Origin of the sequence: Taklimakanibacter lacteus (assembly GCA_003576695.1) — a bacterium.
GTDB classification, from domain to species: domain Bacteria; phylum Pseudomonadota; class Alphaproteobacteria; order Rhizobiales; family Aestuariivirgaceae; genus Taklimakanibacter; species Taklimakanibacter lacteus.
Genome location: QOZQ01000002.1, coordinates 350,079 through 369,702, shown reverse-complemented (window position 1 = coordinate 369,702; position 19,624 = coordinate 350,079). Strand labels below are relative to the sequence as shown.

The window sequence follows — 19,624 nt, the reverse complement described above, 5'->3', positions numbered from 1 at the left end:
TGGGTGAAACCCGTCATTTACCAGGGACGAAACTGCCCTTGACGCGCCCGCCTGTCATCTCGCTCTTGTTGCTGTTGAGATCGACGAAAAGCTGCTCGCCGTTCATCACTGTCTGGCCTTGCACCACCTTGGCTGAGCCCTTCACCCACAGCTTGTTCGCCTTGACGTCCATATGGGCGGTCTTGCCGGTGACCGTCTGGCTGCCATTGACGATCACCACATTGCCGGAGGCATCGAGGAAAGTGACCTCGGTCTTCTTCTCGCCGGCCGCGTCAGGCGTTTCGGTATAGGAAACCTCGAGCGTGTCGCAGGTGAGCGTCACCTTGCCGCGCACCGCCTTCACCTTGCCCTTGAAGATCGCCTTCTTGTCCTTGTCGAAAATCTCCATCGTGTCGGATTCGATATCGACATTCTGCGGCGTCTTCGCCTCCTTGCTGGCGGCGGTGGCATCGACGGTCTGGGCCGGCGCCGGCATTCCGCTCAAGCCCAGGCCGGCAAGCACGGTCAGTACGGCGAGGCTGGCACGGAACATCATGGGGTGCTGTCTCCTTTGGATTTCGCGCTCCTGAAATGGGCCTTGACCCCATTCAAGAACAGAACATTGTTGCCGTCATTGCTTATTTCCACGCCGTTGGCGTTGATCGTGCCGTTCGACAGGTCGACCGCCACCGGCACGTCGCTGGTGAGGCGCTTCTCCTCCACGATCACATGCGCCTTTTCCATGCGCGCCGTGAAGCGGCCGGCGGAGATGATCACCACATCCTTGTCGAGATCGAGGGTCTTGCCGTCGGAATTGTACAGGCCCTTCTGCGACTGGAAGGTGATCTTCTCGCCATTGGTCCGGTTCGTCGAGCCCGACACATGGTCCAGGTTGATGAGATTCGGCTTATCCTTGTCCTGGATCGCGGTCGTGGCGGATATCGCGTAAGGCTGCTTCTGGCTGTCGAGGCCGGTGATGGTCGAATCCGTCACCGTCACGTGATCGGCCGGCACATCGGCATCGAGCACCGGCTTGGGCTGGCCGGTGAAAGTGCCGGTCTGATAGAGGAAGATGCCGATGAGAGCGAGCACGATGAGCGCGAAGGCGCCCGAAATATAAGGCGCCAGCCGTGAGCGGGCCACGATCCGCGCGGCGCGGCGCGGCGGCACCCGGTGAATGGCGTCAGTGCGCGAAGACATCGTCTTCGGTCCAGCCCAGCAGATCGAGCTGCGCCCTGACCGGCACGAAATCGAAGCAGGAGCGGGCAATGCCCTTACGGCCCTCGCGCTCCAGCATCTGGTCGAGGCGCGCTTTCAGCTCATGCAGGTAGAGCACGTCCTGGGCGGCATATTGCTTCTGCGAATCGCTCAGCACATGAGCGCCCCAGTCGGAGCTCTGCTGCTGCTTGTTGAGCTCGATGCCGAGCAGTTCCTTGACGAGATCCTTCAGCCCATGCCGGTCGGTATAGGTGCGGGTGAGCTTGGAGGCGATCTTGGTGCAGTAGATGGGCCCCGTTTCGACGCCAAGATAATGTTTCAGGGTCGCGACATCGAAGCGGGCAAAATGGAAGATCTTGAGAACACCCCGGTTCTCGAGCACCGCCTTGAGGCGGGGCGCCTCATAAGTCGTGCGGTCGAGCTGGACCAGATGCGCATTGCCGTCGCCCGACGACAATTGCACCACGCACAATTTGTCGCGCAACGGGTTGAGCCCGAGCGTCTCGGTATCGACGGCGATCTCAGCGCCGAGATCGAGCCCGGCCGGCAAATCGCCCTTGTAGATCTTTATCGCCATCCGTCAATCGATCGCCGCGTGTCGCCATTGAAGCTTGCCCGTGAGCTTTCCGGCGAAATCGCCGAATGGCTCCGTCTTCGCTTTCGCATCGGATCGCTCCGAAAACCGCTTCGCACTTTTCGGTCCGATGCTTGGGGACCGCGGCCGCCCAATGTTCAAGTTGTTTCGGTCAGATCGAGGGCTCGCCGAGCCGAAGCTCGGGGAGTGCAAATTGGTGCCCAGAAGAGGACTCGAACCTCCACGCCTCTCAGCGCTAGTACCTGAAACTAGTGCGTCTACCAATTCCGCCATCTGGGCATTGCGGGGGTTCATAAATGACCCTGTGCATGAGTGTCAACCGTCGCTCTCTGCCTGGTGATTTGGGCTTTGCAAAGGCGGTATCCCCCCGGTAAAAGGCCAAATCCCGGCAACTTGGTGGGCAAGACCAGCGTGACAAGCGCCCCTTCCGACACAATCATCACCCTCATCGGCGGCTCAGGCTTCCTCGGCCGGCATATCGTGCGCAGCCTGGCCAAGCGCGGCTATCGCATCAGGGTGGCCTGTCGCCGGCCCGATCTCGCGGGCCATGTCCAGCCCTTGGGCGTGCCGGGCCAGATCATGCCGGTGCAGGCCAATGTGCGCTATCCCGCATCGCTGATGGCGGTGTGCGACGGCGCTCATGCGGTCGTCAACCTGACCGGCATCCTCTCTAGCGCCGGCGCTCAAAGCTTTGATGGCGTTCATGTTTTTGGCGCCGAGGCGTCCGCCAAGGCAGCCAAGGCGGCCAAGGCCCGGGTGTTCATCCAGCTCTCGGCGATCGGCGCCGATGCCCACTCGGCCAGTGCCTATGCGAAATCCAAGGCGGAAGGCGAGGCGCGGGCCAAGGCGGCTTTTCCCGGCACCATCGTGCTCAGGCCGTCCGTCGTCTTCGGACCGGAAGACGGTCTCTTCAACCGTTTCGCCGCCATGGCCCGCTTCTCTCCGGTTTTGCCGCTCATCGGCGGCGGGACTACGAAATTCCAGCCGGTCTTTGTCGGCGATATCGCCCAGGCCGCCACCCGCCTCATCGAGGCCGGCCTCGCCTCGGGGCGCACCTATGAGCTCGGCGGGCCCGAGGTGATGACCCTTCGCGAAATCTTCGAATTCACGCTCCAGACCATCGGGCGCAAGCGCCTGCTCGTGCCGGTGCCGTGGCCGGTGGCGCGGGTCAAGGGCATGATCCTCGGCCTCCTGCCCAAGCCGCCGCTCACCAGCGATCAGGTCGAATTGCTGAAGAGCGACAATGTGGTGAGCGCCGAGGCCACCCATGAACGGCGCACGCTGCAGGGCCTCGGCATCACGCCGCGCGGCATCGAAGCGATCGTGCCCGCCTATCTCTATCGCTACCGCAAGGCCGGCCAGTTCTCCGGCACCGGCGAGAAGCCGAAAGAGATCACCGATCTGAGCTGACGGATCAGTGCACGGCTCCGAACTGGTAGCCGGAATAGATCATGGCCAGAAGGATGACGCCCAGCGCCACGCGATAGATGGTGAAGGGCAGGAAGCCCGTCGTCTTCACCAGGCGCATGAGCACGGCGATCGTCACCAACGCCACGATGAAGGTAAAGAAGGCGGTGAGGAGCTGGGCGCCCGAGATCATGTGGCCTTCGGCGACGGCCGTGCCGAGCTTGAGGATGCCGGCGCCGGCAATGGCGGGGATGCCGAGAAGGAAGGAGAAGCGCGCCGCTTCCGGCCGCTCGAAGCCAAGGGCGCGCCCCGCCGTCATGGTGATGCCGGAGCGGCTGGTGCCCGGAATGATGGCGAGCGCCTGGGCCGTGCCGATGATCAGCGACTGGGGCAGGGTCATGTCCTCCATGCGCTTCACCCACAGGCCATAGCGATCGCAGAGATAGAGCAATATGCCGAAGATGATCGCATTCCAGGCGACGAGCTGCGGCATGCCGCGGGCCGCGTCCATGAAGCCGATCTTGTCGAGTATCGGCCCGAGTATGACGGCCGGTATGGTGGCGACGACGATGAACAGAGCGAGCTTGCCCCACAGCGTCATGCGACCGCGCAGGAGGTCGAGCGTCCCGCCGATGAGCTTGAGGATGTCGCGCCAGAAATAGGCGACGACCGCCAGGAACGAGCCCATATGCACCATGACATCGGTCATCAGCCCCTGATCCGGCCAGCCGGTGATCAGCGGCACCAGCAGCAGATGCCCGGAAGAGGAGATGGGCAGGAATTCGGTGATGCCCTGGATCAGGGCGAGAACGAGAATCTGTTCAATCGGCATGGTGAGTGTTCTTCCCCGGAATTGCTTGCCGCCCGCACCGAACGGGTTCTATATGCGCCGTGACGGCCCGGCAATGGCGGCGCGCTCTTTCGCCGCTCTATTACGATGATTTAAGATGGAAGCGTCCAAGATCACAGGTGGTCAAACTTTGGGCGGATTTCTCTAGCCAAAGGTAGAAGATGCCCCGTCTCCACCATTTTACCCTCGATCCCTATTCACGCCGCATGCGCCTCGCCCTGAACGAATATGGCGCCGAGGCCGAATTGCGCGACGAGGAGCCCTGGGCGCCGTCGGCCGATCTCTTCCAGCTCAATCCGGCGGGCACGCTTCCGGTCTTCGTCGAAGATGACGGCGGCGCCGTCAGCGGCGTCGAGGCGCTCAGCGAATATCTGGAAGAGACGCGCAATGGCACGGGCTCCCTCATCCAGGGCAATGCCAGGGACCGAGCCGAAGTGCGCCGCCTCGTCGGCTGGTTCGACACCAAATTCTATGCCGAGGTCGCCGAGCCCGTGCTCACCGAAAAGGTCGTGCGCCGCTTCATGCCGAAGGAACTCGGCGGCGGATCGCCCGAGATGACGCGGGTGCGCAAGGGCCTCGATCTGCTCAAGGCGCATCTCGATTATGTCGGGCGCCTTGCCGACGGGCGCAACTGGCTGGCCGGCGATCATCTCTCGCTCGCCGATCTCGCCGGCGCCGCGCATCTCTCGGCGATCGACTATATCGGCGATGTTCCGTGGGCGGATTTTCCTTCCGCCAAGGCATGGTTCCAGCGGCTCAAATCGCGCCCCTGCTACCGTCCGCTGCTCACCGACAGCGTGCGCGGCATGCCGGCGTCGCAATCCTATACCGACCTCGATTTTTAGAATCCCGAAAGGTGCTTATTTCAATTCGTCATCCCGGCTTTCGCCGGGATGACGGAAAAAGGTTATAATGCGCGCATGACCGCGCTCGAGGAAAAACTACGCGACAAGGCCCGCGAGCTGGGTTTCGCCGGTCTGCGCATCGCCGATCCCGGCGCGGCGGCGAAGGCCGGCGACAGGCTCCGGGAGTTTCTTGCCTTGGGACACGAAGGCGACATGACATGGCTCAGGGAAACGGCGGCGCGGCGCGCCGATCCGCGCGTCCTGTGGCCCGACGCCCGCTCCGCCATCCTGCTCGCCATGAGCTATGCGCCCGAGATCGATCCCCTCGCCCGGCTCGAGGCAAAGGACACCGGCGTCATTTCCACCTACGCGCTGGGGCGCGACTATCACGATGTCATCAAGGGCAAGCTCAAGCATCTGGCGCAGTGGCTGGCGAAGGAATCCGGCCAGGAAGTGAAGGTCTTCGTCGATACTGCACCCCTCATGGAAAAGCCGCTCAGCGAGGCGGCGGGCCTCGGCTGGCAGGGCAAGCACACCAATCTCGTCTCGCGCACGCTGGGCTCATGGTTCTTCCTCGGCGCCATACTGAGCGCGGCCCATCTCAGGCGCGACGAGCCCGAAAGCGATCATTGCGGCACCTGCCGGGCATGCCTCGACATCTGCCCGACCAGGGCCTTCCCGGCGCCGCACCAGCTCGATGCGCGGCGTTGCATCTCCTATCTCACCATCGAGCATAAAGGGCATATCGCGCGAGAGTTCCGCGCGGCCATCGGCAACCGCATCTATGGTTGCGACGATTGCCTGGCGGTGTGCCCGTGGAACAAATTCGCAAGCGTCGCGCATGAGGCGAAGCTCAAGGCGCGTGCCGATCTCATCGCGCCCAAGCTTGCCGAGCTGGCCCGGCTCGACGATCAGGCCTTCCGCAAGCTGTTCTCCGCTTCTCCCGTGAAGCGCTCGGGACGAGATCGCTTCATCCGCAATGTGCTGATCGCGATCGGCAATTCGGGCGATGCAGAACTTGCCGCGGAAGCCGAAAGCCGGCTCGCCGATCAATCGGCGCTGGTGCGCGCCATGGCGGTGTGGGCGCTCAGCCGGCTCTTGCCGGAGCGCGACTTCGCGCGGCTGCGCGAGCGGCATGCGGCGCAGGAAACAGATGACGCCGTCCTGACGGAATGGCAAAACGCCTGACATGCATCTCTTCTGCTTCGGTCTCGGATTCTCGGCCAGAACATTGGTCCGGCGCCTCATGCCGCAAGGCTGGACCATCTCCGGCACCAGCCGCGCGGGCGGCGACGGCACGATCGCCTTCGACGGCAGCACGCCCCTTCCACACGGCACTTTCGACGGCGTGACCCATCTCCTGATCTCGATACCGCCCGGCGAGACCGGCGATTCGGCGCTCAAATGCCATGCCGACGACCTGCGGCGGATCGCCCCGCAGTTGCGCTGGGCCGGCTATCTGTCGACCACCGGCGTCTATGGCGACCGTCATGGCGATTGGGTGGATGAGACCTCGCCGCTTGCGCCCACGACGGTGCGCGGCGAACGCCGTCTCGATGCCGAAACGGCCTGGGGCCGGCTCGGCCTGCCGCTGCACATCTTCCGGCTCGCCGGCATCTACGGCCCGGGCCGCAACCAGCTCGTTTCGATTCTCGACGGCACGGCGAAGCGCATCGTGAAGCCGGGGCAGATCTTCAGCCGCATCCATGTCGCCGACATTGCCGGTGTGCTCGAAGCCTCGATCACCAGGCCCGATCCGGGGCGCGCCTATAATGTCTGCGATGACGAGCCCTGTCCGCCGCAAGATGTCGTCGCCTTTGCCGCGGACCTGCTCAAGCGCCCAGCGCCGCCCGAGATCGCATTCGACGATGCCGAGCTTTCGCCCATGGCGCGAAGCTTCTATGCCGAATCGAAGCGGGTCGCCAACAAGCGCATCAAGGACGAACTGGGGTACCGTTTGATCTATCCCACTTACCGCGAGGGGCTCACGGCTCTGGCTGATCAGCTGCAAATTCCGGAGGCTCGTCATTGATGGCCGCCTACAGGGCCAGGCGCTCTGCCGCATTGTAGATCGCCAGCATGTCGCTGTCCCGGGACAGGCGATGATCCGCGCCTTTGATCAGCGTGAACTGGATATCGGCTGAGCGGATGGCGCGATAGGCAGCGAGACCATGCTCCCAGGGGACATCCCGGTCTTCATCGCCATGCAGGATGCGCACGGGACAATCGACATCGAGGCCCTGGGGCAGGATGAGATGCTTGCGTCCGTCCTCGATCAACTTCGCTGTGATCGGATAGGGATCGCCATAGCGGCTTGGCCGCATCCATACGCCATCGCGCGCGATGGCGCGGCGCGCTTCCTCATCGGCGGCGATCTGCGGCGCCATCAAGGCCTCGGTCATGTCGACGGCCGGCGCCACCAGAACCAGGCCCTTGATGGAGCCGATCCGTCGCTTCGCCAGCAGCAGCGCCAGATTGGCACCCATGCTGGAGCCGATGACGATCATCGGCCAGTCTTGCGCGAAAGCGAGCGCGAGGTGAGCCTCTTCGAGCCAGAGCGAGATCGTCCCGTCCTCGAACCGGCCCTCGGAAACGCCATGCCCCGAATAGTCGAAGCGGATGAAGGGCCGCCCGCCCCATCCTGCCCTATCCGCGAGATAGGACGCCTTGGCCCCGCTCATCTCGGATTTGAAGCCGCCAAGCCACAGGAATCCCGGATGCGGGAACTTCATATTGCGCGGCCGGCGGATGTCGAGCGCGATGCGCACACCCGGACGGGCTTCCACCATTTCGAATTGTGGCATTCTTTTCCCTATGCCTTGACTTGGAGGCCATCTTCACGGTCTATACGGGGTTCGCAACGGCGCGCGGGGGACAATTTGGGATAACCCGGCGCCATTAAAAGGAGATCGCGACCACTTGAGCATACCACCCCGCCGGCCAGCCACTAGCCGCTCGGCTCAGCCCCAGCCGAACAAAGAAGAGGGTCACAAGATCAACAACCGCATCGAGGCGCGCGAAGTCCGCCTCATCGACGCCCAGGGCGAGAATCGCGGCGTCGTCCCCACCCGCCAGGCGATCATGATGGCCGAAGAAGCCGGTCTCGATCTGGTCGAAGTGTCGCCCGATGCGAAGCCGCCGGTCGCCAAGATCCTCGATTACGGCAAGTTCAAATACCAGGAACAGAAAAAGGCCAACGAGGCCCGCAAGAAGCAGAAGGTCATCGAGATCAAGGAGATCAAGATGCGCCCGATGATCGACGACCATGACTATGACGTGAAGATGAAAGCGGTGAAGCGCTTCTTCGAGGAAGGCGACAAGGTCAAGGTCACGTTGCGGTTCCGCGGCCGTGAAATGGCGCATCAGGAACTCGGCCGGCAGCTGCTCGACCGGGTCAAGGGCGACACCACGGAAATCGCCAAGGTCGAATCGGAGCCGCGCTTCGAAGGCCGCCAGATCGTCATGGTGCTGGCGCCGAAATAGCCCGTCTGTTATTGCAAGGGGAGACGTGGACCGCTCCATCGTCACGATGGGGCGGTCTTCATTTTGGAGCACCCTTCCGATGTTCGATGCACTGGACGCGCGCCGCCGCCAGCTGTGGGGCGTTGCCTTTATGTGCTTCGGGGTGTTCGCCTTCACCTTCCAGGATCTGATCATCAAGGGCATTTCCGGGACCTATCCGGCGCATGAGATCGTCTTCATCCGCAGCTTCCTCGCTCTGCCTTTCACCTTGCTGATCGCTCACTTCGAAAATGGTCTCGCGCGGCTCAGGACGCCGCGTATCGGCGCCCATCTGCTGCGCGGCACGGTCTTCTTCCTCGCTTACACGAGCTACTATCTCGGCATTGCGGCGCTGCCGCTCGCCATGGCGGTCGCCATCTCCTTCGCAGCCCCCCTCTTCATCACTGCCCTCGCGGGCCCCCTGCTCGGTGAGAAAGTCGGCCGCATCCGCTGGCTCGCGGTGCTGCTCGGCTTCCTCGGCGTCGTCATCGTGATGAAGGATGGCCTCGGCATGCTCGAATGGGCGGTGCTGCTGCCCGCGGCATCCGCACTCTTCTACGCGTTGGGGCAATTGCACGGACGGCATATCGGGGCAACCGAATCAGCCTCGGTGATGTCCGTCTATGTGAATGTCATGTTCTTCGCCCTGTCGGCGCTCGCGGGGCTCGTCATCGGCAGCGGCGCTTTCGCGGAATGGAGCCATCCGAGCCTCGCCTTCCTGCTGCGAGCATGGAGCTGGCCTTCCGGCCACGACCTTCTCCTCATGCTGGGCTGCGGGGTGGCGGCCACCATCGGCATCTATTGCCTGGGCCAGGGCTATCGGCTCGCGGAAGCCAATCTCGCCGCCATCTTCGAATATACCGCACTGCCCTGGGCGATCCTGTGGGGGTTCCTGTTCTTCAGCCAGTTGCCGGGCTTCTCGACACTTGCCGGCGTGGCGCTCGTGGTCGCCGCAGGCGTCGTGATCGCCGTGCGCCAGCGGCCGAGGCGGACGCCCTTGCGCGGGAACGAGACATGACTTGTTTGCGCATCGGCTTATCCGAAAACCGCGAACAGTTTTCGGGCCGATGCACTAGGCTAAACTCCCTGCCAGCCTCGCCATAGAGTGAAGGCGGCAGCCAATAGCAGCAAAAGACCGGCGATGCGCCCGCTCCAGATGGTGAAGGCCGGATTGCCCACCATCGCATCGCGCCCTCGTGCCGCGAGCAGGCCCAGACCGCCATAGACGGCGAACTGCATGGCCGCCACCATGATGCCGATCACCAGGGCCTGAGCCCATAGAGGCCCGAAAGCCGGCTTGATGAATTGCGGATAGACGGCGAGCACGAACAGCCATGCCTTGGGATTGAGGATGCAGGTGACGATCGCCTGGGCGAAGATCGCCGCCAGTGATCGCAGCTTCCCGGCTTCGATCGGGGCTACCGTGATCGAGCTCCTGATGAGCGTGACGCCGATCCAGATCATATAGGCAGCTCCCGCCAGCAGCATCGGCGCATAGAGCTGCGGCACCAGGCGGCTCGCGCCGACGACCGCGAAGGCGCCGAAGGCGGTGTGGCAGGCACCTCCGGTCACGATGCCGAAGGTCGCGGTCATTCCGGCGCGCCTTCCGCCGGCAAGCGCATTGGCGATGACGAAGATCATGTCCATGCCGGGCACGATGATGATGCCGGCCAGCAGAACGAAGAATATCCACAGCGCCTCAGGGTAAGTCATGTCAGCATCCTCGCCGGCGGACCGCTGCCGCCGCTTTTTAAATGTGACTTTGTCGGGCTATAGTGCGTGCCAACTGCCAAGGCTGTGTCAGTTGTGACGGTTGAATCATGCGCAAGGCATCGCGGCTCTTCGAGATCATCCAGATATTGCGGGGCGCGCGCCGGCCGGTGACCGCGGCGGTGATCGCCGAGCGCCTGGAAGTCGCCGTGCGCTCGGTCTATCGCGATATCGCGGCGTTGCAGGCGATGCGCGTGCCGATCGATGGCGAGCGCGGCATCGGCTATATATTGCGGCCCGGCTTCGACCTGCCGCCCTTGATGTTCTCGATCGAGGAGACCGAAGCCGTCGTCCTGGGGTTGGCGCTGATCGAGCGCACCGGCGACAAGGAGCTGACGCAAGCCGCCAAGAAGGTGGCGCAGAAGATCGCCGCCGCCGTGCCTGAACCGTTGCGTCAGCTCGTCTCGGCGCGCTCGCTCCATGCCTGGGGTCCAATCGCGCCCGAGCCCCGCAACGCCGATTTCACCCTGATCCGCCGCGCCATCCGCGATGAGGAGAAGCTCGCCATCGCCTATTGCGACGAAGAGGGGCGCATCACCGAGCGCATCATCAGACCACTGGCGCTGATCTATTATCTCGATGCGGCCGTCATCGTCGCCTGGTGCGAATTGCGCCAGGCGATCCGCAATTTCCGCGCCGACCGCACGCAGAGCTGCGCGCCGACGGGCCTCTATTTCCGCAATGAAGGCGACGCGCTCCGGGAATTGTGGATCTCGGGCTGGAAGACGCGGCCCGCGGCGTAATACCCTCGCTCCATCGGGGGAGAGGGGATCAACTCAGAACTTCTCCACCCAGGGACGGAGCTCGACTTCCCACGTCCAGGCGCTACGCTCCTGCATCAATATGTCGAGATAGGTCTGGGCGATCGCATCGGGGTCGAGCATGCTGTCGGGACGGTCCGGCGGCTCGTCGCGGCCGGGATTGCGGATGCCGCCATCGATGACGAAATGGGCGACATGGATGCCTTGCGGGCCAAGCTCGCGCGCCAGGCTCTGGGCGAGGCCGCGCAGAGCGAACTTGCCCATCGCGAAGGGCGAGGAGAGCGCATAGCCCTTCACGCTGGCGGTGGCGCCGGTGAACAGGATGGCACCATGACGGCGCTTCAGCATGCGCCGCGCCGCCTGTTGCGCGACCAGGAAGCCGCCAAAGGCCGAGACCCCGATGGCCTGGGCGACGGCTACGGGATCGAGATCGGTGATCGCGCCGCGGAGGCGGCCAGAAGCGTTGTAGATGACGACATCGGGCTCACCGATCGCCCGGTCGGCCTCGGCGAACAAAGCTTCGACCTGGTCCGGATAGGAAGCGTCGCAGGCGAAAGTCCGGGCCCTCGTCTCGGCGGCCAGGCTCGCCAGCTTCTGCGGATTGCGGGCGGCAAGGCCGATCTTTAGGCCTTGATCGGCGAAGCGCCGGGCGAGCGAGGCGCTGAGGCCGGAACCGGCGCCAATGATGAGGGCCGAGGCGAAACGGGGTTTGGTCATCGACAGTCTCACCGCCGCTATTGCAGGTTGGAGAAAATACTATCTACCAGATATCGCGAGCCCGCGTCCGACAAATGATTGTCATCGGTATAGTAAGGCACACCGGCAAATTGCGCGGCGCAGCGGCCCTTGATGAAGGTGTCGCAGAAGGTGGACCGCGGCTTGACGGCGACAAAATTCGGACGCTGCTCGAATTCCGACAGGACCGAGATGACGAACTTGTTCCGCCTGTCATAGTCGCTCGTGTCGATCGACAGCTGATCGAGGATCTCACCCGTGCTCACATAGTGCCACAGATTAACCCGCTCCAGGTCCCGGCCTATTTCAGGGATCGGATAGACCATATAGACCTTGTCGCCAGTTGACAGGAACCCGTCGACGAATTGCCGTAACCCTGCGCGTTTGTCGCTGGCTGCGATGCTCTCCTTGCCATCCGGCGTCAGCGCAAGATATTTCCGATAAGGCAGCCGGCCCACCGCACCGTCGTCGGCGGTGAAGGCCAGGTCATCGATTTCGCCCTGGGTCGGATAGAGACGCATGGTCCAGCGCATGGCGACGATGATGCCGAAGGATTTCTCCTTCATATAGCCCAGCAGGTCCTGGAACACCTTGCGGCACTTGGCCTGCTCCCCCAGACTGTCCTTGAGATAGAATTGCGGAATGATCTGGCAATCATCGTCGAGATCGAACAGCATGCCGCGAATCTTCTGTGCCTTGAGGTGCCTGTCGATCTCCCGGCTGAGAGCGCGGGCGTGGGAGTCGCCATAAAGAGCCAGCGTGCGGGTGGCATTCACATCGCCGAACTCGCAATATTTGATTTCGGGATTTTCAGGCAAGTGCTTGCTGACCCGACAGATCGAATAGTGCTTGTTGGCGACGATGCTGGACGGGAAGCGCTCGGGAAGCCCGTCAGAGAGGTTGCCCACCAGTCCCATCGCCAGCGTGACCGCTGTGCCGGCGCCGGCAAGCTTGAATATCTGGAGGCGGCTGAAGCGGGTCCGGTTCCGGAAGGGCTGCTCGACGAAGCGCCAGCTCACATAAGCCAGGAGGAAGGTCGCCGCAATGAGAAGGATGAAAAGGGCGGTCGTCGGCTCGGTCGGGCTGAGATAGCGGGCAAAGGTGAATAGCGGCCAGTGCCACAAATAGGCGCTGTAGCTGATGAGGCCGATGCCCACGAAGGGCCTGCTGCCCAGGATGGCGCCGGCGACCGTGCCCGGCCGTGCAAAGGCGATGACGAGCGCGGTTCCCAGTGTCGGCACGAGAAACTGGACACCGGGCACCGGCGTATCGCTGTCGAGGGCGAGCACCGCATAGACGATGAGGACGAGACCAAGGCCGCTCAGCGCCTGATCGAGCCGCGTCGTGGCCGGCGACATCTCGCGGCCGGCGAGATGGGCGGCCAGGATCGCGCCGATCAAAAGCTCCCAGGCCCTTGTCGGCAGGATGAAGAAGGCGAGGTTCGGCTCGCTGGCCGCGGCCCATTGCGCGAAGCCGAGGCTCGCCAGCGCCAAAGCCGAGAATATCCAGACCAGCCGATGCCGCGCGAAGCGCCAAAGAACCGTCACCAGCGGCGGGAAAAGCAGATAGAACTGCTCCTCCACCGCGAGGCTCCATGTGTGGAGCAACGGTTTCAATTCCGCGACAGGGTCGAAATATCCTCTCTCCTCGAGGAAATACAGATTCGAGACGAAGCCCGAAACGGCGACGACGCTCTTGGAGAAACTGACCAGGTCCGACGGCGTCAGCCACAGGCAGGCTAGGAGAGTTGAGACGAGAACGACACAGAAAAGCGCCGGCAGGATGCGCCGGGCGCGGCGCTCATAGAAGGCGAGGAGCGAAAAGCGCCCACCCCCGAGCTCCGCCAGGATCAGGGAAGTGATGAGATAGCCGCTGATGACGAAAAAGACATCGACGCCGACAAAGCCGCCGGTGACGCGGGGCATGCCGGCATGAAATAGGATGACCGACGACACGGCCACAGCTCTCAGCCCGTCGATCTCCGGCCTGTATCCGATGGTCATTTTGCCCCCCTGCCCGCAGGCTCTTAAAACACGCATGGCGCTTTGTTAAGAGGGATTAAGTCCTACCGGAGGCCGAGGCTGAGCGTCCCGCTTGCATTTTCGCAAGGTTTCCGCCATAACCCGGCCCGTTCAAGCCGCCTGGCCTGTAAAGGGCATGCCAGGGCGGTCTTTTATTGTGCACCGAAAGGATAGCGAAATGCCCAAGATGAAGACGAAGTCGTCGGCCAAGAAGCGATTCAAGGTCACGGCGTCCGGCCGGATCAAGTCCGGCCAGGCCGGCAAGCGCCACGGCATGATCAAGCGCAGCAACAAGCAGATCCGCAACCAGCGGGGCACCATGATCCTGGCCGAGGGCGACGAGCGCCTGGTCAAGATCCATATGCCTTATGCCCGCTAAGCCGCCGCAAGGAGTTTAGAACATGTCCCGCGTCAAGCGTGGTGTGACGGCCAGAGCCGCCCACAAGAAAGTCATCAAGAGCGCTGCCGGTTATTTCAACCGCCGCAAGAACATCTTCCGCGTCGCCGTGCAGGCGGTGGAGAAGGCGCAGCAATACCAGTATCGCGACCGGCGCACCAAGAAGCGCAATTTCCGCGCTTTGTGGATCCAGCGCATCAATGCGGCGAGCCGCGAGCTCGGCCTCACCTATGGCCGATTTATCAACGGGCTCGGCAAGGCCGGTATCGAGATCGACCGCAAGGTTCTGGCCGATCTCGCCGTGCGCGAGCCTCAGGCTTTTGCCGCCCTCGTCGAAAAGGCGAAAGCGGCTCTCTGAGCCTCGTAGCGTATCTATCGGTTCAGGCCGGGCTTTCGCTGGCGCTTCCCCGAAGCGTCAACGGCCCGGCCTTTCTCGTTGAAAGACAGACCGCAATGAGTTTGCAAATCCTGGAACAATCGCTGCTCGACGGCATATCGAGCGCCGCCGATGAAACCGAGCTCGAGGCGCTGCGCGTCACGGCGCTCGGCAAGAAGGGCTCGATCTCGGAGCGCATGAAGACGCTCGGCGCCATGGCGCCGGACGAGCGCAAGACCGCCGGCCAAGAGCTCAATGCGCTGAAGGAGAAGATCGGCCAGGCGCTAGAGGCCCGCAAGGCCGCGCTGCAGGCGAAAGCGCTGGAGGCCCGGCTCGCCACCGAGAAGATCGACGTCACGCTGCCGGCGCGCCCCGAGGCGCAAGGCTCGATCCATCCGGTTAGCCAGGTGTGGGAAGAAGTGGTGCAGATCTGGGCCGATCTCGGCTTCGCGGTCGCCGAGGGTCCCCATATCGAGAACGACTTCTACAATTTCACCGCGCTCAACATCCCGCCCGAGCACCCGGCGCGCCAGGAGCACGACACCTTCTATTTCCAGCCGAAGCTCGACGGCTCGCGCATGCTGCTGCGCACCCACACATCGCCGGTGCAGATCCGCACCATGCTGGAAGGGAAGCCGCCGATCCGGATCATCGCGCCCGGGCGTACCTTCCGCTCGGATTCGGACCAGACCCACACGCCGATGTTCCACCAGATCGAGGGCCTCGTCATCGACCAGGAAACCCATCTCGGCCATCTCAAATGGGCGCTCGCCGAATTCTGCAAGGCCTTCTTCGAGATCGACGATGTGAAGATGCGCTTCCGCGCCTCGCATTTCCCCTTCACCGAGCCGTCGATGGAAATCGACATCAACTGCTCATGGGATGGCGGGCAGGTGAAGATCGGTGAGGGCACGTCATGGCTCGAGATCCTGGGCAGCGGCATGGTGCACCCTTCAGTCATCAAGGCGGGTGGGCTCGATCCTGAGCGCTATCAGGGCTGGGCCTTCGGCATGGGGCTCGATCGCATCGCCATGCTGAAATACGGCATCCCGGATCTGCGCGCCTTCTTCGAGGCGGATCTGCGCTGGCTCAGGCATTATGGTTTCCGGTCCTTACAGGTACCGACACTGGCCGGAGGGCTTTCCTGATGAAATTCACGCTTTCCTGGCTCAAGGACCATCTCGACACCGAAGCCACGCTCGACCAGATCGTCGAGGGCCTGATCGGCATCGGCCTCGAGGTCGAGGCCGTCGAGGACAAATCGAAGGCGCTCAAGCCTTTCACCGTCGCCTATGTGAAGGAGGCGCGGCCGCATCCCAATGCCGACCGCCTGCGCGTCTGCGACGTCCTCACCCGCTCCGGCATCGTGCAGGTCGTGTGCGGCGCCCCCAATGCCAAGACCGGCATGAAGGCGATCTTCGCGGCCCCCGGCTCCTATATTCCAGGCACCAAGCTGTTCCTCGAGAAAGGCGTCATCCGCGGCGTCGAATCGAACGGCATGCTGGTCTCCGAGCGCGAGCTCATGCTCTCCGACGAGCATGATGGCATCATCGAGCTCGACAAGTCGGCGCAGATCGGCATGACGGCGGCCGAGGCGCTCGGCCTCAATGACCCGATGATCTATATCAAGGTGACGCCGAATCGCCCGGATGCGCTCGGCATCCACGGCATCGCCCGCGATCTCGCCGCCAAGGGTCTCGGTACGCTGAAGCCGATCAAGCCGCCGGGCATCCAGGGCAGCTTCCGCTCGCCGATCGGCGTCTCGCTCATCTTCGAGGGCGGCGATGAGACGCCCTGCCCGCTCTTCGTCGGACGCTATATCAAGAGCGTCAAGAACGGCCCCTCGCCCAAATGGCTGCAGGCGCGGCTTAAGGCGATCGGCCTGCGCCCCATCTCGGCCTTGGTCGACATCACCAACTACATCACCTTCGCCTATGGCCGCCCGCTGCATGTCTTCGATGCCGACAAGGTCAAGGGCTCGATCCATGCGCGCCTCGCCCGGCGCGGCGAATATCTGCGGGCGCTCGACGGGAAGACCTACTGGCTCGATGCCGCGATGACTGTCATCGCCGATGAGCGCCATCCGCTGGCGCTCGGCGGCATCATGGGCGGCGAAGATTCCGGCTGCTCGGACAGGACCGTCAATGTCTTCCTCGAATCGGCCTATTTCGATGCGCTGCGCACCGCGGCGACCGGACGCAAGCTCGGCGTCCAGTCCGATGCGCGCTATCGCTTCGAGCGCGGCGTCGATCCTTCCTTCACCCAGACGGGCGCCGAACTCGGCACAAGGATGATCCTCGATCTGTGCGGCGGCGAGCCTTCCGAGCTCGTCATCGCCGGGCGCGCGCCCGATACGGCGCGCAGCTATCTGCTGCGCCGCGGCCGGGTGGCGAGCCTCGGCGGCGTCGAGGTCTCGCAGGCGCGGCAGGCCGAGATCCTGACCGCGCTCGGTTTCGGGGTCATCGAGAAAGTGGATGGACTGCTCTGCGCCGTGCCGCCCTGGCGGCCCGACGTCCATGGCGAAGCCGATCTCGTGGAGGAAGTCTGCCGCATCTACGGGCTCGACAATATTCCCTTCGCCGAGATGCCGCGGCTGTCGGCCATCGCCAAGCCGGTCTTGAGCCCGCTGCAGCGGCGCATGATCCAGGCGCGGCGAACGCTTGCGGCGCGCGGCCTCGATGAGGCGGTGACATGGTCGTTCCTGCCGGAAGCGCATGCGAGGCTCTTCAATGACGGCCAGCGCAATCGCGACCTGGTGCTCGCCAATCCGATCTCGTCGGAACTTTCGGATATGCGGCCGTCGCTGCTGCCCAATCTCATCGCGGCAACCGGGCGCAACATGGCGCGCGGCTTCCAGGATATCGCGCTGTTCGAAGTCGGGCAGGCCTATGCCGGCGACAAGCCGGAGGACGAGACCTTGCGCGCCGCGGGCGTCAGGCGCGGCGACGACGTGCCGCGCAACTGGCAGGGCGGCAAGCGCGCCGTCGATGCCTTCAGCGCCAAGGCCGATGCGCTGGCGGTGCTCGAGGCGGCGGGCGCGCCGGTCGCGACCATGCAGGTCGTGGCGGAAGCGCCTTCCTGGTATCATCCCGGCCGCTCGGGCACGATCCAGATGGGGCCGCAGAACAAGCTCGCCACCTTCGGCGAGATCCATCCGCGCATCCTGGCCCAGATGGATGTGAAAGGCCCGCTGGTCGCCTTCGAAGTCAATCTGACCGCGGTTCCGACGAGCCGCGGCAAGATATCGACGCGCGCCGCGCTCAAGGCCTCCGATCTCATGACGGTGAAGCGCGATTTCGCCTTCGTCGTCGATGACGGCATCGAGGCCGAAAAGATCGTCAAGGCGGCCAGGGGCGCCGACAAGCAGCTCATCTCGGAGGTGATCGTGTTCGACCGTTTCGCCGGCGGGACGCTCGAGGCCGGCAAGGCATCGCTCGCCATCGAGGTCACGATCCAGCCGCGCGAAAAGACGCTGACCGAGGAGGAGATCGAGGAACTCTCCAAGAAGGTCGTGGCCCAGGTCCACAAGGCGACCGGTGGGGTGCTGCGGAGCTGAGACTCTACATTCTCAATTGGTCATCCCGGCGAAAGCCGGGACCCATTAAATTCTTTCCACGCGAGCAGCGCCGCCCAGATTTCGCTTATTCATTGGGTCCCGGCTTTCGCCGGGATGACGATAAATTGAGTGGGCGGAGTTACGGCAAAAAGCGCGACACCTTCGTCTCGAGCAGACGGATGAGCATCGGGTCCATGAACCCATACTCGTCCGGTATGTCGAGGCAGATGACGCGCGCCCGCTTCAGTGACGAGCGGAAGCGCTGCTGCAGCTTGTTGCGATGCGTCTTCTCCATCACGAAGATGATGTCGGCCCATTCGACCAGCTCGGCGGTGAGCGGGTTGTCGGCACCGTTGTTGGTGCCGGCCGAATCCACTTCGATATCCGGACGCTTCGCGAAGACCTGCTCGGCCGTCGGGCTGCGCAGGCGATTCTGGCTGCAGACGAACAGGACATTCCTCATCGCGTGGGCCACTTCCAGGGTGACGCCGAGCGGTCCGGCAGGATCGTCTCGCCCAGCTCCTTTTCGAGGCGGACCAGCAAACTCTCCGGGTGACGGTCGAGCGCGGCGACGAGCTCGGAAGAATGCGAGACGATGACGATCTGGCAGTGCTCGGCCGCCTTGGTCACCAGGCGGGCGAGCGGACCCAGGAGATCCGGATGCAGGCTCGCTTCGGGCTCATTGAGGATCATGAGCTCGGGCGGGCGCGGCGACAGAAGGGCCGCGATCAGCAGGATATATCTGAGCGTCCCCTCGGAGAGCTCGGCGACATTCAATTCGCGCAGGAGCCCGTGCTGCTTCATCTCGACCTCGAAACGGTCGTTCACGCCGAGCGTGGCGCCGTCGAAGGCGTCGGCGACCGCCGCGTCGAGGGCGGCCCGGTCACCCATCTCGATGATCGTCTGCAGGGCGGCGCCGATATCACTGCCGTCTGCGGCAAGTATCGGCGTGAAGGTTCCTATCTGCGGCCGGCGCGCCGGCGCGTCACGGTCGGTGCGCAGATGATCGTAGAAGCGCCACCGGCGCATCCGCTCGCGCAGCAGAAGAAGCTCCCAGCCGTCGAGAGGATCGGCGCGGTGAGTCATCATGCTGTCGAAATGCGACAAATGTTCGGTGCAGTCGCGCCAGGCGCCGGATTTTCCCTCTCGCAAGCGGCTGTGAGCGCCGTGGCGCTCGGCGATGACATTGGCGCGGCCGAGAAGTTCACCGGTCCATACTGCTTCGACCTTGATCACGGGATCGAGCGCGAAACGCGAGGACGACGGCGGGGGCAGACCGAGGTCGATGGCATAGCCGTAGTCTTCCGCGGAGAAGCCGAGCTTGAGACTGACGGGGCCAGAGCGGCGCGTTCCCTGAACCGGATGCTGGCCGCTTTTCATCTCGCGGCTGAATTTCTCAGGTCCGGCCCAGAGCGTCGATGATAGGCCGCCCTCGGCGGCGAGCGAGGCGACCACGCGCCCTTGCGCCACATCCGACAGGAGGCGCAACGCCCGATAGAGGCTCGACTTGCCGCTGCCATTGGCGCCCGTGACGATATTCACCCGGCCGAGGGCCAGCGTGACGTCGCGCAGCGACCGGTAGCCGGATATGGCAAGCCGCGTGATCATTTCAG

21 protein-coding genes and 1 tRNA gene are annotated in these 19,624 nt (G+C 63.7%); 11 read left to right on the top strand and 11 right to left on the bottom strand.

The window, feature by feature from the left end; all coding sequences use genetic code 11:
- Positions 1-13: 13 nt before the first annotated feature.
- From DT068_RS04840 to DT068_RS04825, 4 genes are all read right to left on the bottom strand, one after another.
- On the bottom strand, positions 14-535 hold the full coding sequence (locus DT068_RS04840) for an LptA/OstA family protein (RefSeq protein ID WP_119388644.1): 522 nt from the start codon (positions 533-535) through the stop codon (positions 14-16).
- Positions 532-1,179, bottom strand: coding sequence for an LPS export ABC transporter periplasmic protein LptC (lptC, locus tag DT068_RS04835; RefSeq protein ID WP_119388643.1), 648 nt, complete (start codon positions 1,177-1,179; stop codon positions 532-534). The genes DT068_RS04840 and lptC overlap by 4 nt, the downstream gene beginning before the upstream one ends.
- Positions 1,163-1,774, bottom strand: a complete 612-nt coding sequence (locus tag DT068_RS04830) for a ribonuclease D (protein ID WP_119388642.1) — start codon at positions 1,772-1,774, stop codon at positions 1,163-1,165. The genes lptC and DT068_RS04830 overlap by 17 nt, the downstream gene beginning before the upstream one ends.
- Positions 1,775-1,986: 212 nt before the next feature.
- Positions 1,987-2,071 (bottom strand) — tRNA-Leu (locus DT068_RS04825).
- Between the two features lie 132 nt (positions 2,072-2,203).
- On the opposite strand from DT068_RS04825, the gene DT068_RS04820 reads away from it, so the two are divergent.
- Entirely contained in the window at positions 2,204-3,202 is a 999-nt protein-coding gene (locus DT068_RS04820; protein WP_368904435.1) for a complex I NDUFA9 subunit family protein, read from the top strand.
- Positions 3,203-3,206: 4 nt separating this feature from the next.
- On the opposite strand, the gene DT068_RS04815 is transcribed toward DT068_RS04820, so the two are convergent.
- The gene (locus DT068_RS04815) at positions 3,207-4,031 is read right to left on the bottom strand and encodes an undecaprenyl-diphosphate phosphatase (RefSeq protein ID WP_119388641.1); all 825 of its coding nucleotides are present in this window, start codon (positions 4,029-4,031) and stop codon (positions 3,207-3,209) included.
- A gap of 179 nt (positions 4,032-4,210) precedes the next feature.
- On the opposite strand from DT068_RS04815, the gene DT068_RS04810 reads away from it, so the two are divergent.
- The 3 genes from DT068_RS04810 (at position 4,211) to DT068_RS04800 (ending at position 6,926) form a co-directional block, all read left to right on the top strand.
- Positions 4,211-4,894, top strand: coding sequence for a glutathione S-transferase family protein (locus DT068_RS04810; RefSeq protein WP_119388640.1), 684 nt, complete (start codon positions 4,211-4,213; stop codon positions 4,892-4,894).
- A 75-nt stretch (positions 4,895-4,969) separates the two neighbouring features.
- Entirely contained in the window at positions 4,970-6,082 is a 1,113-nt protein-coding gene (gene queG / locus DT068_RS04805; RefSeq protein WP_119388639.1) for a tRNA epoxyqueuosine(34) reductase QueG, read from the top strand.
- A 1-nt stretch (position 6,083) separates the two neighbouring features.
- Entirely contained in the window at positions 6,084-6,926 is an 843-nt protein-coding gene (locus tag DT068_RS04800; protein ID WP_119388638.1) for an SDR family oxidoreductase, read from the top strand.
- 7 nt (positions 6,927-6,933) lie between these two features.
- Here DT068_RS04800 and DT068_RS04795 read toward each other — a convergent pair whose 3' ends face one another.
- Positions 6,934-7,698 carry an alpha/beta hydrolase gene (locus DT068_RS04795; RefSeq protein WP_119388637.1) on the bottom strand — a complete coding sequence of 255 codons (765 nt, stop codon included), beginning with the start codon at positions 7,696-7,698 and terminating at the stop codon, positions 6,934-6,936.
- A gap of 121 nt (positions 7,699-7,819) precedes the next feature.
- On the opposite strand from DT068_RS04795, the gene infC reads away from it, so the two are divergent.
- Complete coding sequence (gene infC, locus DT068_RS04790; protein ID WP_119388816.1) at positions 7,820-8,377, top strand: translation initiation factor IF-3; 558 nt, start codon at positions 7,820-7,822, stop codon at positions 8,375-8,377.
- 79 nt (positions 8,378-8,456) lie between these two features.
- The gene (locus DT068_RS04785) at positions 8,457-9,413 is read left to right on the top strand and encodes a DMT family transporter (RefSeq protein ID WP_162914004.1); all 957 of its coding nucleotides are present in this window, start codon (positions 8,457-8,459) and stop codon (positions 9,411-9,413) included.
- A gap of 59 nt (positions 9,414-9,472) precedes the next feature.
- Here the strand turns inward: DT068_RS04785 and DT068_RS04780 are convergent, their stop codons facing one another.
- A complete protein-coding gene (locus tag DT068_RS04780; protein ID WP_119388635.1) occupies positions 9,473-10,108 on the bottom strand; it encodes a LysE family translocator in 636 nt (211 codons plus the stop codon).
- A gap of 107 nt (positions 10,109-10,215) precedes the next feature.
- Here DT068_RS04780 and DT068_RS04775 point away from each other — a divergent pair, with 107 nt between their 5' ends.
- The gene (locus DT068_RS04775) at positions 10,216-10,908 is read left to right on the top strand and encodes a helix-turn-helix transcriptional regulator (protein ID WP_119388634.1); all 693 of its coding nucleotides are present in this window, start codon (positions 10,216-10,218) and stop codon (positions 10,906-10,908) included.
- A gap of 33 nt (positions 10,909-10,941) precedes the next feature.
- Here DT068_RS04775 and DT068_RS04770 read toward each other — a convergent pair whose 3' ends face one another.
- Positions 10,942-11,643, bottom strand: a complete 702-nt coding sequence (locus DT068_RS04770; RefSeq protein ID WP_119388633.1) for an SDR family NAD(P)-dependent oxidoreductase — start codon at positions 11,641-11,643, stop codon at positions 10,942-10,944.
- Between the two features lie 17 nt (positions 11,644-11,660).
- A complete protein-coding gene (locus tag DT068_RS04765; RefSeq protein WP_162914003.1) occupies positions 11,661-13,664 on the bottom strand; it encodes an acyltransferase family protein in 2,004 nt (667 codons plus the stop codon).
- Positions 13,665-13,860: 196 nt separating this feature from the next.
- On the opposite strand from DT068_RS04765, the gene rpmI reads away from it, so the two are divergent.
- The 4 genes from rpmI (at position 13,861) to pheT (ending at position 18,011) form a co-directional block, all read left to right on the top strand.
- Complete coding sequence (rpmI, locus tag DT068_RS04760; protein WP_119388631.1) at positions 13,861-14,061, top strand: 50S ribosomal protein L35; 201 nt, start codon at positions 13,861-13,863, stop codon at positions 14,059-14,061.
- 22 nt (positions 14,062-14,083) lie between these two features.
- Positions 14,084-14,437, top strand: a complete 354-nt coding sequence (gene rplT / locus DT068_RS04755; protein ID WP_119388630.1) for a 50S ribosomal protein L20 — start codon at positions 14,084-14,086, stop codon at positions 14,435-14,437.
- A gap of 95 nt (positions 14,438-14,532) precedes the next feature.
- Positions 14,533-15,603, top strand: coding sequence for a phenylalanine--tRNA ligase subunit alpha (gene pheS, locus DT068_RS04750; protein ID WP_119388629.1), 1,071 nt, complete (start codon positions 14,533-14,535; stop codon positions 15,601-15,603).
- Complete coding sequence (gene pheT / locus DT068_RS04745; protein WP_119388628.1) at positions 15,603-18,011, top strand: phenylalanine--tRNA ligase subunit beta; 2,409 nt, start codon at positions 15,603-15,605, stop codon at positions 18,009-18,011. Before pheS ends, pheT begins: the two co-directional genes overlap by 1 nt.
- A 139-nt stretch (positions 18,012-18,150) precedes the next feature.
- On the opposite strand, the gene DT068_RS04740 is transcribed toward pheT, so the two are convergent.
- On the bottom strand, positions 18,151-18,474 hold the full coding sequence (locus DT068_RS04740) for a low molecular weight protein tyrosine phosphatase family protein (protein WP_119388627.1): 324 nt from the start codon (positions 18,472-18,474) through the stop codon (positions 18,151-18,153).
- Positions 18,471-19,619, bottom strand: a complete 1,149-nt coding sequence (locus DT068_RS04735; protein ID WP_119388626.1) for an AAA family ATPase — start codon at positions 19,617-19,619, stop codon at positions 18,471-18,473. The genes DT068_RS04740 and DT068_RS04735 overlap by 4 nt, the downstream gene beginning before the upstream one ends.
- Positions 19,620-19,624 lie beyond the last annotated feature (5 nt).

Coding starts and splice junctions, on each gene's coding strand:
- DT068_RS04840 (WP_119388644.1), bottom strand. CDS start 535: ATGATGTTCCGTGCCAGCCTCGCCGTACTGACCGTGCTTGCCGGCCTG.
- lptC (WP_119388643.1), bottom strand. CDS start 1,179: ATGTCTTCGCGCACTGACGCCATTCACCGGGTGCCGCCGCGCCGCGCC.
- DT068_RS04830 (WP_119388642.1), bottom strand. CDS start 1,774: ATGGCGATAAAGATCTACAAGGGCGATTTGCCGGCCGGGCTCGATCTC.
- DT068_RS04815 (WP_119388641.1), bottom strand. CDS start 4,031: ATGCCGATTGAACAGATTCTCGTTCTCGCCCTGATCCAGGGCATCACC.
- DT068_RS04810 (WP_119388640.1), top strand. CDS start 4,211: ATGCCCCGTCTCCACCATTTTACCCTCGATCCCTATTCACGCCGCATG.
- queG (WP_119388639.1), top strand. CDS start 4,970: ATGACCGCGCTCGAGGAAAAACTACGCGACAAGGCCCGCGAGCTGGGT.
- DT068_RS04800 (WP_119388638.1), top strand. CDS start 6,084: ATGCATCTCTTCTGCTTCGGTCTCGGATTCTCGGCCAGAACATTGGTC.
- DT068_RS04795 (WP_119388637.1), bottom strand. CDS start 7,698: ATGCCACAATTCGAAATGGTGGAAGCCCGTCCGGGTGTGCGCATCGCG.
- DT068_RS04785 (WP_162914004.1), top strand. CDS start 8,457: ATGTTCGATGCACTGGACGCGCGCCGCCGCCAGCTGTGGGGCGTTGCC.
- DT068_RS04780 (WP_119388635.1), bottom strand. CDS start 10,108: ATGACTTACCCTGAGGCGCTGTGGATATTCTTCGTTCTGCTGGCCGGC.
- DT068_RS04775 (WP_119388634.1), top strand. CDS start 10,216: ATGCGCAAGGCATCGCGGCTCTTCGAGATCATCCAGATATTGCGGGGC.
- DT068_RS04770 (WP_119388633.1), bottom strand. CDS start 11,643: ATGACCAAACCCCGTTTCGCCTCGGCCCTCATCATTGGCGCCGGTTCC.
- DT068_RS04765 (WP_162914003.1), bottom strand. CDS start 13,664: ATGACCATCGGATACAGGCCGGAGATCGACGGGCTGAGAGCTGTGGCC.
- rpmI (WP_119388631.1), top strand. CDS start 13,861: ATGCCCAAGATGAAGACGAAGTCGTCGGCCAAGAAGCGATTCAAGGTC.
- rplT (WP_119388630.1), top strand. CDS start 14,084: ATGTCCCGCGTCAAGCGTGGTGTGACGGCCAGAGCCGCCCACAAGAAA.
- pheS (WP_119388629.1), top strand. CDS start 14,533: ATGAGTTTGCAAATCCTGGAACAATCGCTGCTCGACGGCATATCGAGC.
- pheT (WP_119388628.1), top strand. CDS start 15,603: ATGAAATTCACGCTTTCCTGGCTCAAGGACCATCTCGACACCGAAGCC.
- DT068_RS04740 (WP_119388627.1), bottom strand. CDS start 18,474: ATGAGGAATGTCCTGTTCGTCTGCAGCCAGAATCGCCTGCGCAGCCCG.
- DT068_RS04735 (WP_119388626.1), bottom strand. CDS start 19,619: ATGATCACGCGGCTTGCCATATCCGGCTACCGGTCGCTGCGCGACGTC.